Origin of the sequence: Kitasatospora sp. NPDC048296 (assembly GCF_043201815.1) — a bacterium.
Taxonomy (GTDB): domain Bacteria; phylum Actinomycetota; class Actinomycetes; order Streptomycetales; family Streptomycetaceae; genus Kitasatospora.
The window spans coordinates 31,395-45,154 of sequence record NZ_JBICZB010000068.1 but is presented as its reverse complement, the minus strand read 5'-3'; the positions used below and the strand labels follow the sequence as shown (position 1 = coordinate 45,154).

The following is a 13,760-nucleotide window of genomic DNA, read 5'->3' as shown; positions in this document are numbered from 1 at the left end:
CCCACCACCGGGCCGCCCCGCCCCAACCCCAACCAGGCCGCCAGGCCCCCGCCGAAGGCCCACCAACAGCCAGCGCAGCACCACCCAACCCGCACGACGCCACCAACCGCCACCACCACACCAACCACCCACCACACCAACAGGGAGAAGAGAGAGGGGCGCATAGAGAGGGTTGTCGGAATTACCGGGAACCTTGGTTGGCCCCCTGAGCTGCACAGATGCCCCCTCACGTCCGGAGCTGGGGTGCTGGCATCAGGAGCTACATCAGGAGTCGCATCGGGAGCCACATCAGGAGCTGCATCAGGAGTCCCGGGCCGGGCCGGGCCGGGCCGCCGCCGACACTCCGAGCGGACCCCACTTCACATCGATGCACTCTTCATGGTAGTCTTTCTCTTGTCAGGCCGGGTGGCTCCCGGAAGGCAATCGGACCGCTAGACCACGGAGGACAGCATGAACCGCAGTGCTCGCAAGGCCGCAGAAATCAAGCGCAACCGCCGACGCGCCGGTCAACTGGCGAAGACCTTCGGTCACCGCCCCCGCTCGCTGGCCACCTACACCCTGGCCGCGAGCGGCATGAACCGCCGGACCGCCGAGGGCTGCGCGAACAGCATGCGCACGGTGGCCAAGAGCCTGAACATCGCGGGCACCCCCGGCACCACGACCCGGACCATCGAGGGCCCGGCCGAGGGGGAGCGGCCCACCACCCGCTACACCAAGGCCGAGGTCCGCGCGATCGCCGAGAAGTACGCGCCGCGCAAGCCCGCGTACCGCGCTGTCCGCGCCTCGCTCCTGGCCCTGACCGCCGCCTGACAGGCCCCCGCCGGGGGGCGGGCGGGCCCGCCCCCCGGCATTCTCCAAAACCCCTGAAATCCAGATCCGAGAATCGGAGAATTCCCATGAAGAAGAACATCACCGCCGTTGTCGCCGCCTCCGCTGCCATCATCGAGAACAACATCCCGGAGACCCACGCGGCCGCCGTCGAGTTCTCGTACACCACCGACGGGGTCACCGTCGTCACCCGCGAGAACCTCACCACCAAGCGCCGGACCCAGGCTCTCGCCCACGTGATGAACGCCTTCCGGGCCGCCGGGTGGACGTTCGTCCCGGGCCGGGCGGTCATGCTCACCGCCCCCGACGCGGTGTTCGCCCGGAAGAAGAAGGCCGCCACCGCGACCGTGGCCGAGGTGGTCGAGGTCGAGACCGACGCCCCCGCGCTGTTCCCGGTCCAGGAGGCCCCCGTTATGGCCTTCAGCGGCTGACCGAGCGCCCGGGGGGCGGGGGTCCCCGCCCCCCGGGGCCCGCCGCCAGAGGGCCCCAAGACGGCACGCAGCGCCGGACGGCCGGAAAACGGCGACCGGCCCGATCAATTCAGCAGAGGAGACCCACCGATGGCCTACATCACCGCCGCCACCACGGCCAAGGGCACCACCCGACGCATTCTGCGCCGCGCTGTCACCCCGGCCCGGCCGGTCGGCCGCGAGGCAGTCGTAGCCGAAGCCATGCGAGCAAACGCCCTTGACTACGAGCTGCGCGGCCGGGCCCGCCTAGCCGCCAGTCCGGCCGCCGCACAGTCGCTCCGCGAGCAGGCGGACACCAACTGGCGCACCTACAACCGGACCGGCGTGTACCCGGCTTGAGTCCACCGCCGGGCCCCGACATGCAGGGCCCGGCAACACATCGGCGCGCAGCGCCGGGCCAGGTTGGCGGCGCCAGCCGCCCCGCGTGGGGACAGGGGCCGCCCTCGGCCGCCAGGCCGAGGCCGAGGGCGTAGCCCCCGCCCCAAGAAGTGAAAGGCGCAGAGCAGCACTGCGCCCCAGCGATCGAGAAAGGCAAGGCAGATGGGTTCGATGATCAGGGCCGTCCGGGCATGGGCGCGGACGTGGTTGAGCACGCGGGCGCAGCGCGCCGCCGAGGTGGCGCGGGTCGAGGCGCAGCGCGCCCAGTACCTGGGGATGGTCCCGGAGCCCCCGGCCGGGTACGAGGTGCCCACGGTCGGCCGTCGGTTGGTGGAGCATGCCCGTGCCCACGGGTGGTTCGCGCTGGAGGTGTGGACCGTGCAGGACGGTTGGCCGCTCTACGTGGTGACGGTTGGTCGGCCCGCCGAGGACAGCGAGGGGCGCCGGATCGGGCTGCGCTGGGAGTACCGCCGGATGTGGTCGTCCCTGTTCGTCCCGCACGGGCAGGAGTTGGTGTTGTGCGGTCCGGGCGCCGCATGGACGCCGGAAGCGCCGGAGGTACACGAGGCGCCGTCGTTGGGCGAAGTCATGGCGGTCATCGAGGCGCACCCGGTCGGGTAGCGGGCGGCCGCGCCCCCGAGTCGGATCGGGGGCGCGGCGCAGCCGGAGAAGGCCGGAGAGCAGGGCCGGGCACTGCCCCGGTGAGCAGGGCAGGCGTGGGGCGCGTGCAGCGCCCCACCGGTCATCAGAACGCATCCAGGAGCAGCCATGTTCTACATCATCACTTCCGACCAGGGCCGGACCGTCCACGTCGCCGAGGGGGAGCAAGCCGCTTCCGCGTACATCCGACGGCTGATCACCTTTGGGGGCAGTTACAGCGTCGAGACCGGCAAGACCCGGCCCCCGCGCGGCTGAGAGCCAGCACCGGGGCCCGGACCGACTCCAGGCCCGGTTGGTCCCGACAGCGGTGGGGCGTGCTGCGCCCCGCCGCTCAGCAGCGAGGAGCCCCCATGGGCAACGAGCTTGAGGCAGTGCAGGCGGAGTTCCGGGAGCTGCAGCGGCGCAGCGAGCGGAGCGCGGAGGAGTCGGCGCGGCTGGTGGAGGTCCGGGCACGGCTGGTGGAGTTGCTGGCGGTGCCGCCCGCCGGGTACGAGGCCCCCGAGGCCGGCCGGAGGCTGGTGGAGCACGCCCGTGCCCATGGGTGGCTGGCGTTGGAGCAGTGGGCGCAGGCGAGCGACGGCGCGCCGTACTACACGGTCCAGGTCGGGCGGGCGGCCGGGGACGAGGAGGGACGGCGGATCGGGCTGCGTTGGAAGTTCCAACGGACGTGGCATTCGTGGGGGGCTGCGCCCGGCCGGGTGCGGTTGTTCGGGTCGGGAACGGCGCAGACGCCCGAGGCCCCGAGGGCTCATGACGCGCCGTCGGTGCGGCGGATCCGGGAGGTGATCGGGGCGAATCCGGTGACATGAGGCGTGGATCACACCCCTGGATGCATTTTCCATGGTAGTCTTTCTCTTGTCAGGCCGGGTGGCTCCCGGAAGGCAATCGGACCGCTAGACCACGGAGGACAGAGACCATGACCAGCACCCAGACCCCCGCCAGCCTCGCCGGGAACTACGAGCCGGCCGCCCCCGGCGCCCGCACCTGGCGCGAGGCCCGCCCGCTGACCGTGGACGGCAAGCGCGTCACGGTCGTCGTCGAGGGCGACGCCGGGCGCACCGCCTACCTGTTCATCGGGGGCATCTGCGGGGAGCCCTACGAGCTGCCCGCCGACGTCACCAACGTGGACCTGTGGGCGCAGCAGATGATTGCGGAGCGGGCGGCGGCGGCCCCGGCGGAGCAGCCGGCTTCGGCCCCGGCCGATGCCCCGCGCCCCGTGGCCACGGTGAACGTGCCCGGTTCGTTCGCCGAGTGGCTTGAGGGCACCAACGCGATGACCGGGGACGACGACCACGACCCGAGGTCGCTCGCGCTGCGCCTGGCCGTCGAGGGCGGCCGGTGGGTCCAGCGCGGCCGGTCGCGGACGCTGGTGGTCGAGGGCGACGAGCGAACCATGAGCGTCCTCACCGAGTATGCGAACGCCTTCCTGAACATGTGCTGCGTCGAGGACGGGTCGGCGACGCGGGCCGAGGTGAGCGGGGCGAAGAAGACCCAGGAACGTGCACTGGCCGCGCGAGCCACGCTGATTGCCACCGAGCAGGCCGAGCGGCGCCGTCGGGCCCGGCGGACCCTGGTCATGTACGGGCCCGTCAGGAACGCGTCGATCAGGGACAAGGCCGCCGTGTTCTACGGCTTCAACCCCGGGGCGCGGGACGTCAACATCCCGAACTTCATCGCCAAGGAGCTGGACGGCGCGTCGGCCGCCGTTAAGGGGTACGGCTGGGAACCCGTCGACCGGGACGAGATGGAAACGCTGCTCGATCTGGCGGGCAAGGCCGCCGACTACCGGGCCGCCGGACCGCAGCGCCAGGTGCGGACCAGCTGACCTACCGCCAGCGCCCCGCCCGAGGACAGGGCGGGGCGCCCCTCCGGCCGCGCCAGAGACCGGCCCCGCGGAACCGGCGCCGAAAGCCCCCGCGGCGCGCGGCGCCCCACCCCCGAATCCCCGCCGAGGGCGCAACAACAACCCCATGGATGCACATTCCATGGTAGTCTTTTCCTTGTCAGGCCGGGTGGCTCCCGGAAGGCAATCGGACCCGTACGACGAGAGGAATGCTGATCATGGCGACGAAGACCGGGCTGTACGCGCCCAAGCCGATGGCCGCCCCCCTGCCGGAGCCCCGGGTACTGCCCGCCCCTCTCCAGGAGCTTCCCGCCGGACTCTCCTACCGGATGGAGCCTGTCACCGGCCACGGCCCCTACCGGGAGTTCGTGCACCCCGGCCGGTACGTCGTCCTGATCGACGGTCAGAGCCCGTGGGCGACCGCGCGGCCGGAGGAGTGCCTGGACACGACCGGCCAGGGTGTGTGGATCGCGGACGACGCGGTTCTCGTGTGCCTCAGCTGCGGTCTGGACTGCACCTGACAGCACCGGGGCGGGCCGGAAGGCCCGCCCCAACCTCCCGGGAATCGAGCCCAGCACAACCAAGCCCGGGGCGGGTGGCTACCGCCCCGGCATCGAACCGCACACCACGAGATGGGATCATGATCATGGGAAGCAAGCCGGAGTTCTTCGAGTCGGGCCGCACGTACGTCGTGGCGGACCCGTTCCTACCCCCGGAGCTCCGCATGGTGTTCGACTGTGTTGCGGTCGCCCCACACCGGCAGCACGGAGACCTTCGGGCGTTCGGGTTCGCGGGCCCGCTCGGCGGGCCGGGCCGCTGGTCGTCGGTCGCCTTCCAGGAGTCCCAGTGGTCGATCGGCTGGGCGGATGCGGGGCCCGTCCCCGACCGGTCCGCCGAGCCCGAGCCCGGCAGCAGCGAGGACGAGGACCGGGGCCAGGAGGAGCCGGACGAGGTCCCCGGGACGTACGCGGGCACCGCCCCCATCCCGCGCGGCACCCTGGTTCGGTACCACGGCAGCCTGACGCACCAGCACGGTCTGTACCGCTCCGAGCCGTGCGGTTGCCCGCGCTGCGCCAGGGTGCCCGACGGGCCCCGGTACCTGCTGCGCGACCGGGCCACCGACGACGTGGCCGTGCGCTGCGCCCGCCGCGCGTCGGTCTCCCTCGCCCTCTGAGTCACCGGCCCATCGCCGGGCGGCGGCCAAGCCGCCGCCCGGCCCCACCGAGGGCCCGCCGCCGGGCACCTCCGGGCCGGCCGCCACCCCTTCGATCCCCAAGGAGTCCGACCGATGATCGCTCGCCTCACCCACGCCCACCGCCGACGGCTCCAGGCCATGCGCCACGGCCGCCCGTTCCGCCAGCTGGCGAGGGCGGCCCACGCCTTCCGCCGGGAACTGGCGGGGTTTGCCGCATCCATGGCCCCGTCATTGTCCGTACGGCCCTACACCGTCGTATTCCACTACCCCGACGAGCCGCACATGCCCGCGCAGACCTACCACGTGTCGGCCCGGTCGCTCGCCGCCGCCGTCCGCCAGGCGGAGGGCTACGAGAACTGGCTCAACGCCCGAGCAGGGTGGCCGGACGGCAGGCGCCGCCCGGTACGCGTCGCCATCGCTTCCGAAGGTTGGACCTACCCCAAGGACCAGTCCCAGGAGTACGACGAGGCCCCCTGGTAGCCAGCCGCAGGCCGCCCGTTCGGGGCGGCCCGCAGGGGGCCCGGCGATCCTCCCCGCGGCAGGAAGAAACCGGCCGTGGAGCCCTCCGAGCACCCTGCGGGCCGACGGCGGCAGGCAGGCCAGAGCCGTCCACCATCCGTCCCCCCAGGGCCGCCCCCGCAAGGCGGTCCGTGAAGGCCGCCAGGAGGCCGCATGTTCATCCTGACCCGCCGTCTGCCGGACGGCACCGAGAAGACTCACGGCACTCCGTTCACGACCCTCAGGGCCGCCACCGTGGCTGCCGCCTATGTGCTGCACGACAATCGCGCCGCCAGCAAGGCCGAGGCGCAGCGGTTCTCCGTGAAGTTGGGCGCGGCCGCCCGGGGCGAGTGGGTGGAGCACGCCAGCGGCTACGCCTTCCGGGTCGACGCCGGCGACTAGGCCTGTCTTTCGCAGGTGGGGAAACGAGTGTCCAGCCAGCGTGGTCGGGTTGGATCGACGTCGAGTAGTTCCAGGAGTTGGGCCTGGATGCCGGCGCTGATCACGATGGTGGGTGGGCTGGTGGCGGTGCCGGGTCTGATCCGTAGTTCGGACAGGGCGGTGAGGATCAGCTCGCCCGTCGGTCGGACCGAGCGGGGTTCAAGGTAGAAGCCGCGCATGGTGCGCTGGGGGCCCAGGGCCCGGCGGACCTGGCGTTCGATCAGGCAGAACACCAGCAGGGCCAGGCAGATCACGGTGATCAGGGCGGCGATGCGCTTGTTGCTGCGCAGGAACATCGGCGCGACGGCGAGCGGGCCCTTGAACTCGCCGTAGCGGCGCTCGATGACCGGCTGGCCCTTGTAGTGCAGCAGAACCTGGGTGGCGTCGGCTTGGTCGGTGGGCAGGTTGGTCAGCAGCGCGTACCAGCCGTCGATGGCCGCTTCGGCGTCGATGGCGGTCTGGTCGAAGGACCAGGTGAGGGTCGGTTTGCCGTCCGGTGCGGTGCCGGTGGCCGCTTGCAGGTAGGCGCCGACGCGGCGGGCTCGGGCGATGGCCGCCAGGCGGGCGTCGACCTTGGCCCGGTCGGGGTAGTGGTGGCTGCCCAGGGCGCGTTGGAGGCGTTCGAGGTCCTCGCGGGCCTTGGCCAGCTTCCGCTCCCGGGCGGCCCGCTGCCCGGCCGCGTTCGCGCTGGAGTGCACCAGGATCCGCCGCAGTTCCTGCGGCGGATCGCTCTTGCGCCGACCCTTCCAGACGAAGGCCTGGTCCTCCACCACGCGGTAGCTGCCGCGCTGTTCGGCGCTCTTGGCGGCGTCACGCTCGGCGACGTAGTCCACGACGGTCGCGGTCTGAAGGTCCTGGGCCGCGTAGAGAGCGGGATCGACGGAGGCGGCCGCGGCCGGGGCGATGAAGCGCACCCCGGCCACGTTCATGGCGGCGACGTTGTCGTAGGACAGCAGCTTGGAGTCGCCCAGCAGCAGGAAGTCGGGCCGCTCGGCGATCTCTTGCAGAGCGTGCATGGTGTCCACGACCTGGGAGACCTCGCCGGCCCCTCCGCTGATCGCGCGGTGCAGGACGGGGATGCCGCCATCCGCGGTGACCGCCAGCCCGGTCTGGATCTGCTTCAGGTCGGTGCGGCGGTCCTTGGGGTGGCCGAAGCGGACCATCGGGTAGCCGGTGTCCGGGTCCTCGTAGGCGCCGTGCAGGGAGATGCTGGTCATGTCCCAGTGCCACTGGGTGGTGTCGATGCCGAACTCGGTGATCGCCTTGGCGCCCACCGAGCCGTTGATCTGGGCCAGGTGCGGGGCGATCGCGTCCAGAGCGCGGCCGATCCGGTCGTCGTTGAGGAAGTCCGGCGTGATGCCGAAGACCTCGTCCACCGCCCACTGCTCGGCCCACTTGTTCACCTTGAACATCGGCATCGGCGAGGAAAGCCGGTTGGCGATCAACGCCTCGACGACCTGTCCGTGAGTGATGTGGGCGACCTCGGTCCGCATCGGACACAGCCCATCAATGATCCCGGCGACGTCCAGACGACGCAGGAACTGCGCGGACGCGGGCAGAGAGCCCAGCCGCTTCTCCACCACAGAGGTGATCAGAAGCTCAGCACGGGGACGGTGGACCCGAGAGCGGGTCGGACCGGAGAAGACAGGCACGTCACGGTCAACGCTCCACGACCCGCTCCGGACACCGCCCCCGTGCCGAATCACCTCAACGAAGCACCTGCGAAAGACAGGACTAGGCCCCAGCACCCGGGACCGGGCCAGACGCCGCCCCAATAATGCACTGTTCATGGTATTCTTTTTCTTGTCGGGCCGGGTGGCTCCCGGAAGGCAATCGAACCCCTCTCGCGGAAGGAATCCCCACGTGACCGGCATGATCATTGACGCGCGCCCCACCCACTATTTCCTCGCGCTCTGCGCCGAGTGCGTCCGCCCCGTGCGGGCCGAGGTGCCGAACCCGCCATGCCCGGAGTGCGGGCGCACGCTGCGCGGTGAGCGGCTGTTCGCTGTGACCCGCGACGAGTCCTGCAACGGCCGTTGCATGAGCGCGTCCGGGCCGTCTGCTCGTGCTCGTGCGGCGGGGCCAACCACGGCGGAGCGTTCGGGGCGCAGTCCACCCAGGAGGAGACGGAGCAGGCGGTTGCCGCCTACCGGGCCCGCGTCGCCAAGGAGGAAGACAAGCGCGCGAAGGCGGCCGCCGCCGCTCGCAGGCGCGCTGAGCGGGAGTTCGAGGCGTGGAGCACCGCCGCGCCGGGCCGCGCCGAGCTTCTGGCCTACCTCTCCGAGGGGCCGCATGACAACGAGTTCGTGGCGGACATGGCGGACCAGGTGGCGCAGCTGCGGACCCTGACCGAGCGCCAGGAGGCGGCGGTGGGGCGGTGTATGGAGTACGCCCGCCGCCGCGCCGAAGCCGAGCAGCGACGCGCCCAGGATGCCGTTGCGGCCGTCCCGGTGCCCACCGGCAAGGCCCTGGAGATTACGGGGGAGATCGTTCACGCCCGCTACGAGGAAGGCGACTACGGTCGTCGAGGGCAATTCAAGATGCTCGTTCGCGGTGACGACGGGTGGCGGGTGTGGAGCACCGTCCCGGTTGCGCTCACTCCCAGGATCAGCAGCACCACCGTGCGCGATCTGCACGGAAAGCGGGTGCGGTTCACGGCCGACGTGGAGCCGTCCCCCAAGGACGCTTCATACGGGTTCGCCAAGCGGCCCCGCAAGGCCGAGGCCCTGGCCTGAGACTCACCGGGGCGCGCCGGACGGCGCGCCCCGGTGGTCGCCCGGCCCGGGCCCGGAGAGGTCGCACGCCGCGCCACTCCGAGACCGCCCGTCGGTCCCCCGTCCGCCGGCGCCCGGAAGACGGCAGGGGGCTGGCCGGTGGTCGACGAAGGGAAGGCGCCCCCACCCTTTCGATGCACTTTCCATGGTAGTCTTTCTCTTGTCAGGCCGGGTGGCTCCCGGAAGGCAATCGAACCGCTGTCACGTCGTAAGGAGACCGATCATGGCCCGCACCACCACGAAGCGCACGGCCCGCCGTTCCTCCCTCACCGCTGCCGAGAGGGCCGCCAAGGCCGCCGAAACCGAGCAGCTGACGGAGCGGCTGCGCCAGAACCTGGACGCCGCCGTGATGAGCCTGGTCACTTCCGAGGGCTGGACCGCCATGCTGACCCAGATGGCCCGAGCGGCCGGGACCGAGATCGGCCGCTTCTCGGCCAACAACATGATCCTGGTGCTCATGCAGTGCCCGCAGGCAACGGCCGTGTGCACCTACAAGCAGTGGCAGGAGCGCGGCCGCCAGGTCGTCAAGGGTGAGAAGTCCATCCGGATCTGGGCCCCGATCACCAGCAAGAAGAGCGACAAGAGGGGCAAGGAGTCGGAGGACTTCGCCATCGAGGAGGACGGCGGCGAGCACCGGCCGAAGGGGTTCATGCTGGTTCCCCGCTTCGATGCCAGCCAGACCGAGCCGATGTGGCAGCACAACCCCAAGGACGGCCTGTACTTCATCACGCCCGCCCTTCCGGGCGCGCTGAAGCGGTTCGGCGCGGATACCCCGGGCGAGGCCCCCGCCGAGATGTGGCAGGCCCTGAACGCCTACGCCGTCCACCACGGCTACACCGTGAAGACCGGCGACACCGGGGCCGCGCGCGGATTTGCGCGGCCCGCCACGAAGACGGTGATGATCAGCGACAAGGTGACGCCCGCCCAGGCGTCCGTGACGCTGGCGCACGAGGTTGCCGGGCACGTGGCGTGCGGTCACACCGAGGACATGGCCGGGTACTTCAGCCACCGGGGGCGGATGGAGACCGAAGCCGAGTCGGTGGCGCACATGGTGGCCGCGTTCTACGGCGTGGACGCCACGGTGAAGTCCGCCGACTACATCGCCGGTTGGGCGGGCCGCGAGCCGAAGGAGGTCCGCGAGACGCTCACGGCGACCGCTGAGACCGTCCGCCAGGCCTTCCGGGCGTTCCTGGAGTTCCGGGAGAGCCCCGAGGCCGCCGCCGCCATGGAAGCCGTCCAGGCGCCCGCCCTGGCCACCGTGTAGCGGTCCCGCCGGGGCGGGGGGAGTACCCCCGCCCCGGCCCCTCGCACTGCTGGGCAACCACCACGCCGGCGTCCACCGCCGACACCACGACGCCTCATTCCAAGGAGCCACGATGCAGGACACCGCAACCGCCCTCCCGGCCGCCCCGAAGGTCCCCGCCAAGGTCGCCGCCGTTCTCACCTATGCCCGTCGGCACGGCTGGACGGCCGAGGCGGAATGGTCCCCGGCGCACGAGACCAACACCGGCGACGGATGGGTGGCGACGCTGGGCGCGGACGCCGCGCGCGGGCGGGGCGAGTTCCGGATGGTGTGGCGCTACCGGGGCAAGAACCTGAAGTTTGAGCGCCACTACTCCGAGGGCCGCGCCCCGGGCGAGTGGTGCGACGCCCCGACCCTGGAATTCATCCACTGGGCAGTGCGCAACAACCCGGTCCCGATCGCGGGCGCCGACCCGGTGTGGCGCTGGCGCGAGGCGGACGCCCTGCCGCCCAGCGTGGACGAGCTGACCGACGCCATGCTGGCCCAGGCCCGGCGCGACGCCGAGAAGTCGCACGTGCCGCAGACCGTGTTCGCCTCCCAGTGGATCGGGGGGAAGTTCATGGGCGCGGACTGCCTGCTCACCAACGCCGGGATGCCCCGTGAGGACCAGCGCCCCAGTGACGCCCACCCCGACGCCGTGCCGCTGCTGACCGTCCTGCCCTCGTTCTACTTCGGCACCGTGCCCACGCGGTGAGCCCCGGGCCCGGTCCGGGCGTGCGATGCCCCGGGCTGGGCCCGCCGGCGACCGACACACCCCGCCGCCAGGCCGGCCCCGTCGACCGCCGGGCGGGCGAACCTCCGGTCGCCCGCTTGCCGCGGCCGCAAGTCTCCGCCGAGCCGCGGCCGGCCGGGACCACGGGTGCGGCCCGCCCCCGACTTCCCGGACCCTTTCGTGAACCCGCGCGCGGAAATGCAGCAGCACACCCACCCCATGAATGCACTATTCATGGTAATCTTTCTCTTGTCAGGCCGGGTGGCTCCCGGAAGGCAATCGGACCGCTTCGAGCAGAGGAGAGACCATGTCCGCCACCTACACCCTGCACGGCCGCACGGTGAACCGCGTCGACGAGAACGGGGCCCAGTACGGCTACACCTACCCCGCCAAGAAGTTCGGGTCGGCGATGGAGATGCTCCACTGGGCGACCCACTCCGGCCTTATCCGAACCTTCAACGGATCGGAGCGCCGCGACCCCATGTCGATCTACCTGGGCAGCGACCGGGACCAGCACCGGGGTAGCGGCTGCGTCGCTTCGATGGGCACCCACGCCATCACGAACGAGGACCGGGACGCGATGAAGCGGGCCCAGGACCGCATGCGCGAGCTCCACCACTACTTCACTGAGACCGAGCCGCAGTGGCGGAACACCCAGGTCATCCACTACGCGGACAACAGCGTGGTCCAGGAGCAGGTGAACAAGCACGGCCGGCGGCGCGAGATCACGCTGACGCCCCCTCACGGCGACGTCTGCTTCTAGGCCCCCAGCCCGGCCGGGGCGCCACCGCAGCGCCCCGGCCGGGATCCGCCCCGGCCGTCCTGCCGGAACCCGACGCGGAAGCAGAAACAGGCCGGGCCCACAGCCCCGCGCCCGGGCCGCTTGCGGTCATACCCGCGCGCCTTCCACACCCGCCATCACCACCCTGGAGAACCACCATGCCCACCCACGCCACCGCTCAGCACATCGGCACCCGTTCCCACCAGTGCGACGCCACCGCCACCCGATCCACCGGCGACGGCGGCCGCGCGTTCGTCCTGCTGGACGGGATCGGCTCCAGCGACGACGTCCGTTCCTGGACCCGCTCCGAAGCCCGCCGCCTGGCCGACCTGACCGCCCGCACCCTGCAACCGCACGAGGCCATCACCCAGCTTCAGAACGAGATCGCCGCGCGGGCCGAGTGGGCGCCGGGAGCGTGCGCCGTCGCCGCCGTCACGGCGCCGGACCAGCTGCTGCGCGTCGCCTGGATCGGCGACTGCCGCGCCTACCTCCTCCACCAGGACGGCCACTTTCAGCGGCTGACCACGGATCACAACCTCCGAGCCGAGGTCGAGGCCACCGGAGAGAAGGCGTCGTGGTGGTACCGCAACCACGTCACCCGCTGTCTTGGGCACCCGGACGCCGGGACCGCGCTGGAGCCGGAGTGGACGGCCGTACACGACCGCGCCGGTACGCGGCTGCTGCTCGCCTCCGATGGCTGCTACGAGCCGATCGAGGACGCCGCCCGCGCCCTGGGCGCGGAGCTCGTCGGCCTGGACCCGGCCGAGCGCGCCGAGCACCTGGTGAACCTGGCGATCAGCCTCGGCGGAGAGCACCAGGACAACGCCACGTGCATGGTCGTCGACTTCCCGGACGCCCCGCAGACACCGGAGGCCAACACCGGCCGCATCCTGTGCGCCCACGGCTGCGTGCTCCTCCAGGACGGCTGCTCCGGCTGCGACGCCGCCGAGGACACCCCGCACCCCGCCGACCCGGTCACCGTGCGCTCGCCCTGGACCTCCCGCATGGTGAAGCGCTGCCGGACCTGCGCCCAGCCGCCCGCCCGCCGCATCCACACCGGCGCCTGAGTGCCGCCCGGGTGCCCGGCCCGCACGGGCACCCTCCGAGGTACTCAGCCGCCCGCCAACCCCCGATCAGCACCGAGGAGAAGCCGCCGTGAAGCGCACCCTTGAGAAGTCCGTCATGTCCGCCGTACTGGCCACCTGGAACCCCGCCCGCCACCACGAGAACGCCGGAGCCGTCGCGGTCCGCATCACCTTCCCCGCGGACGCCTTCCCGCAGGCGCCGGCGTGGAGCCCGGGCGATCGCTTCGAGGCCTGCCGGGCCGGCCAGGCCTGGATACGCCGCACTCCGGAGGCCACCACCATGGTGGTAGCCGGTGCGCAGCTGCCGCTGCGCGTGGCGGGGGTACCGGGCGGTCCGGAGGTGTGGACCGTCAACGGCCCGCCGGGCGCGGAGCGGCCCGCGTTCCTGTGGGAGCAGCCGGCCCGGGTCACCGAGCTGCGCCGGGAGCCGGGGACCCGCGTCGATCGGGAGCCGCTGGCCGGCCACCCCGCGGCCGCGGCCGCGGCCTTCTGGGAGGCGTTCGCCGAGCAGTGGGGGTTCCGGCCCGAGCGCAAGGCCGACGGCCGGTGGTCGCTGTTGCTGCCCTGCCTGCCCGCACGCCCGGACGGGCCGAACGAGCGCGAACTGGTCGACGCCGCGGCGGTGGTAGTCCGGGAGTTCGGCGGCAAGGCCGCAGTCCGGCCCTACGACGAGGCCGGCGACCCCTTGGCGGTGTGGCGGATCCTGGAGAGCGCGGCCGTACGGCTGTACACGGAGCCATGATGCAGAACTCATGGTAGTCTTTCTCATGCCAGGCCGGGTGGCTCCCGGAA

General features: G+C 72.0%; 18 protein-coding genes. 17 read left to right on the top strand and 1 reads right to left on the bottom strand.

Annotated elements, in window-relative coordinates; translation table 11 throughout:
- Positions 1-450 precede the first annotated feature (450 nt).
- The 11 genes from ACGF12_RS30545 to ACGF12_RS30495 all read left to right on the top strand — a co-directional run bounded on the left by ACGF12_RS30545 (position 451) and on the right by ACGF12_RS30495 (position 6,274).
- Positions 451-810, top strand: coding sequence for a hypothetical protein (locus ACGF12_RS30545; RefSeq protein ID WP_393037067.1), 360 nt, complete (start codon positions 451-453; stop codon positions 808-810).
- 86 nt (positions 811-896) lie between these two features.
- On the top strand, positions 897-1,259 hold the full coding sequence (locus ACGF12_RS30540; protein ID WP_393037064.1) for a hypothetical protein: 363 nt from the start codon (positions 897-899) through the stop codon (positions 1,257-1,259).
- A 129-nt stretch (positions 1,260-1,388) separates the two neighbouring features.
- Positions 1,389-1,637, top strand: a complete 249-nt coding sequence (locus ACGF12_RS30535; protein ID WP_393037061.1) for a hypothetical protein — start codon at positions 1,389-1,391, stop codon at positions 1,635-1,637.
- Positions 1,638-1,838: 201 nt separating this feature from the next.
- Positions 1,839-2,297 (top strand): hypothetical protein, encoded by a 459-nt coding sequence (locus tag ACGF12_RS30530; protein ID WP_393037059.1) that lies wholly within the window; start codon positions 1,839-1,841, stop codon positions 2,295-2,297.
- Between the two features lie 147 nt (positions 2,298-2,444).
- Complete coding sequence (locus ACGF12_RS30525; RefSeq protein ID WP_393037056.1) at positions 2,445-2,591, top strand: hypothetical protein; 147 nt, start codon at positions 2,445-2,447, stop codon at positions 2,589-2,591.
- Between the two features lie 95 nt (positions 2,592-2,686).
- On the top strand, positions 2,687-3,145 hold the full coding sequence (locus ACGF12_RS30520) for a hypothetical protein (RefSeq protein WP_393037053.1): 459 nt from the start codon (positions 2,687-2,689) through the stop codon (positions 3,143-3,145).
- Positions 3,146-3,252: 107 nt separating this feature from the next.
- Entirely contained in the window at positions 3,253-4,161 is a 909-nt protein-coding gene (locus ACGF12_RS30515; protein ID WP_393037050.1) for a hypothetical protein, read from the top strand.
- A gap of 236 nt (positions 4,162-4,397) precedes the next feature.
- The gene (locus ACGF12_RS30510; RefSeq protein ID WP_393037047.1) at positions 4,398-4,700 is read left to right on the top strand and encodes a hypothetical protein; all 303 of its coding nucleotides are present in this window, start codon (positions 4,398-4,400) and stop codon (positions 4,698-4,700) included.
- A 125-nt stretch (positions 4,701-4,825) separates the two neighbouring features.
- Positions 4,826-5,353, top strand: coding sequence for a hypothetical protein (locus ACGF12_RS30505; RefSeq protein WP_393037044.1), 528 nt, complete (start codon positions 4,826-4,828; stop codon positions 5,351-5,353).
- A 114-nt stretch (positions 5,354-5,467) separates the two neighbouring features.
- Complete coding sequence (locus ACGF12_RS30500) at positions 5,468-5,854, top strand: hypothetical protein (protein WP_393037041.1); 387 nt, start codon at positions 5,468-5,470, stop codon at positions 5,852-5,854.
- Between the two features lie 192 nt (positions 5,855-6,046).
- Positions 6,047-6,274 carry a hypothetical protein gene (locus ACGF12_RS30495; RefSeq protein WP_393037039.1) on the top strand — a complete coding sequence of 76 codons (228 nt, stop codon included), beginning with the start codon at positions 6,047-6,049 and terminating at the stop codon, positions 6,272-6,274.
- Here the strand turns inward: ACGF12_RS30495 and ACGF12_RS30490 are convergent.
- Entirely contained in the window at positions 6,271-8,103 is a 1,833-nt protein-coding gene (locus ACGF12_RS30490; RefSeq protein ID WP_393037036.1) for an IS1634 family transposase, read from the bottom strand. The two genes, ACGF12_RS30495 and ACGF12_RS30490, sit on opposite strands and share 4 nt — an antisense overlap.
- A 246-nt stretch (positions 8,104-8,349) precedes the next feature.
- Between ACGF12_RS30490 and ACGF12_RS30485 the strand changes: the two genes are divergently transcribed.
- The 6 genes from ACGF12_RS30485 to ACGF12_RS30460 all read left to right on the top strand — a co-directional run bounded on the left by ACGF12_RS30485 (position 8,350) and on the right by ACGF12_RS30460 (position 13,710).
- A complete protein-coding gene (locus ACGF12_RS30485; RefSeq protein WP_393037033.1) occupies positions 8,350-9,048 on the top strand; it encodes a hypothetical protein in 699 nt (232 codons plus the stop codon).
- Between the two features lie 262 nt (positions 9,049-9,310).
- Positions 9,311-10,351 carry an ArdC-like ssDNA-binding domain-containing protein gene (locus ACGF12_RS30480; protein ID WP_393037030.1) on the top strand — a complete coding sequence of 347 codons (1,041 nt, stop codon included), beginning with the start codon at positions 9,311-9,313 and terminating at the stop codon, positions 10,349-10,351.
- A 112-nt stretch (positions 10,352-10,463) separates the two neighbouring features.
- A complete protein-coding gene (locus ACGF12_RS30475; RefSeq protein WP_393037027.1) occupies positions 10,464-11,084 on the top strand; it encodes a hypothetical protein in 621 nt (206 codons plus the stop codon).
- Between the two features lie 325 nt (positions 11,085-11,409).
- Positions 11,410-11,865, top strand: a complete 456-nt coding sequence (locus tag ACGF12_RS30470) for a hypothetical protein (protein WP_393037024.1) — start codon at positions 11,410-11,412, stop codon at positions 11,863-11,865.
- Positions 11,866-12,041: 176 nt separating this feature from the next.
- On the top strand, positions 12,042-12,950 hold the full coding sequence (locus tag ACGF12_RS30465) for a PP2C family protein-serine/threonine phosphatase (protein WP_393037021.1): 909 nt from the start codon (positions 12,042-12,044) through the stop codon (positions 12,948-12,950).
- 88 nt (positions 12,951-13,038) lie between these two features.
- A complete protein-coding gene (locus ACGF12_RS30460; RefSeq protein ID WP_393037018.1) occupies positions 13,039-13,710 on the top strand; it encodes a hypothetical protein in 672 nt (223 codons plus the stop codon).
- Positions 13,711-13,760: the final 50 nt, after the last annotated feature.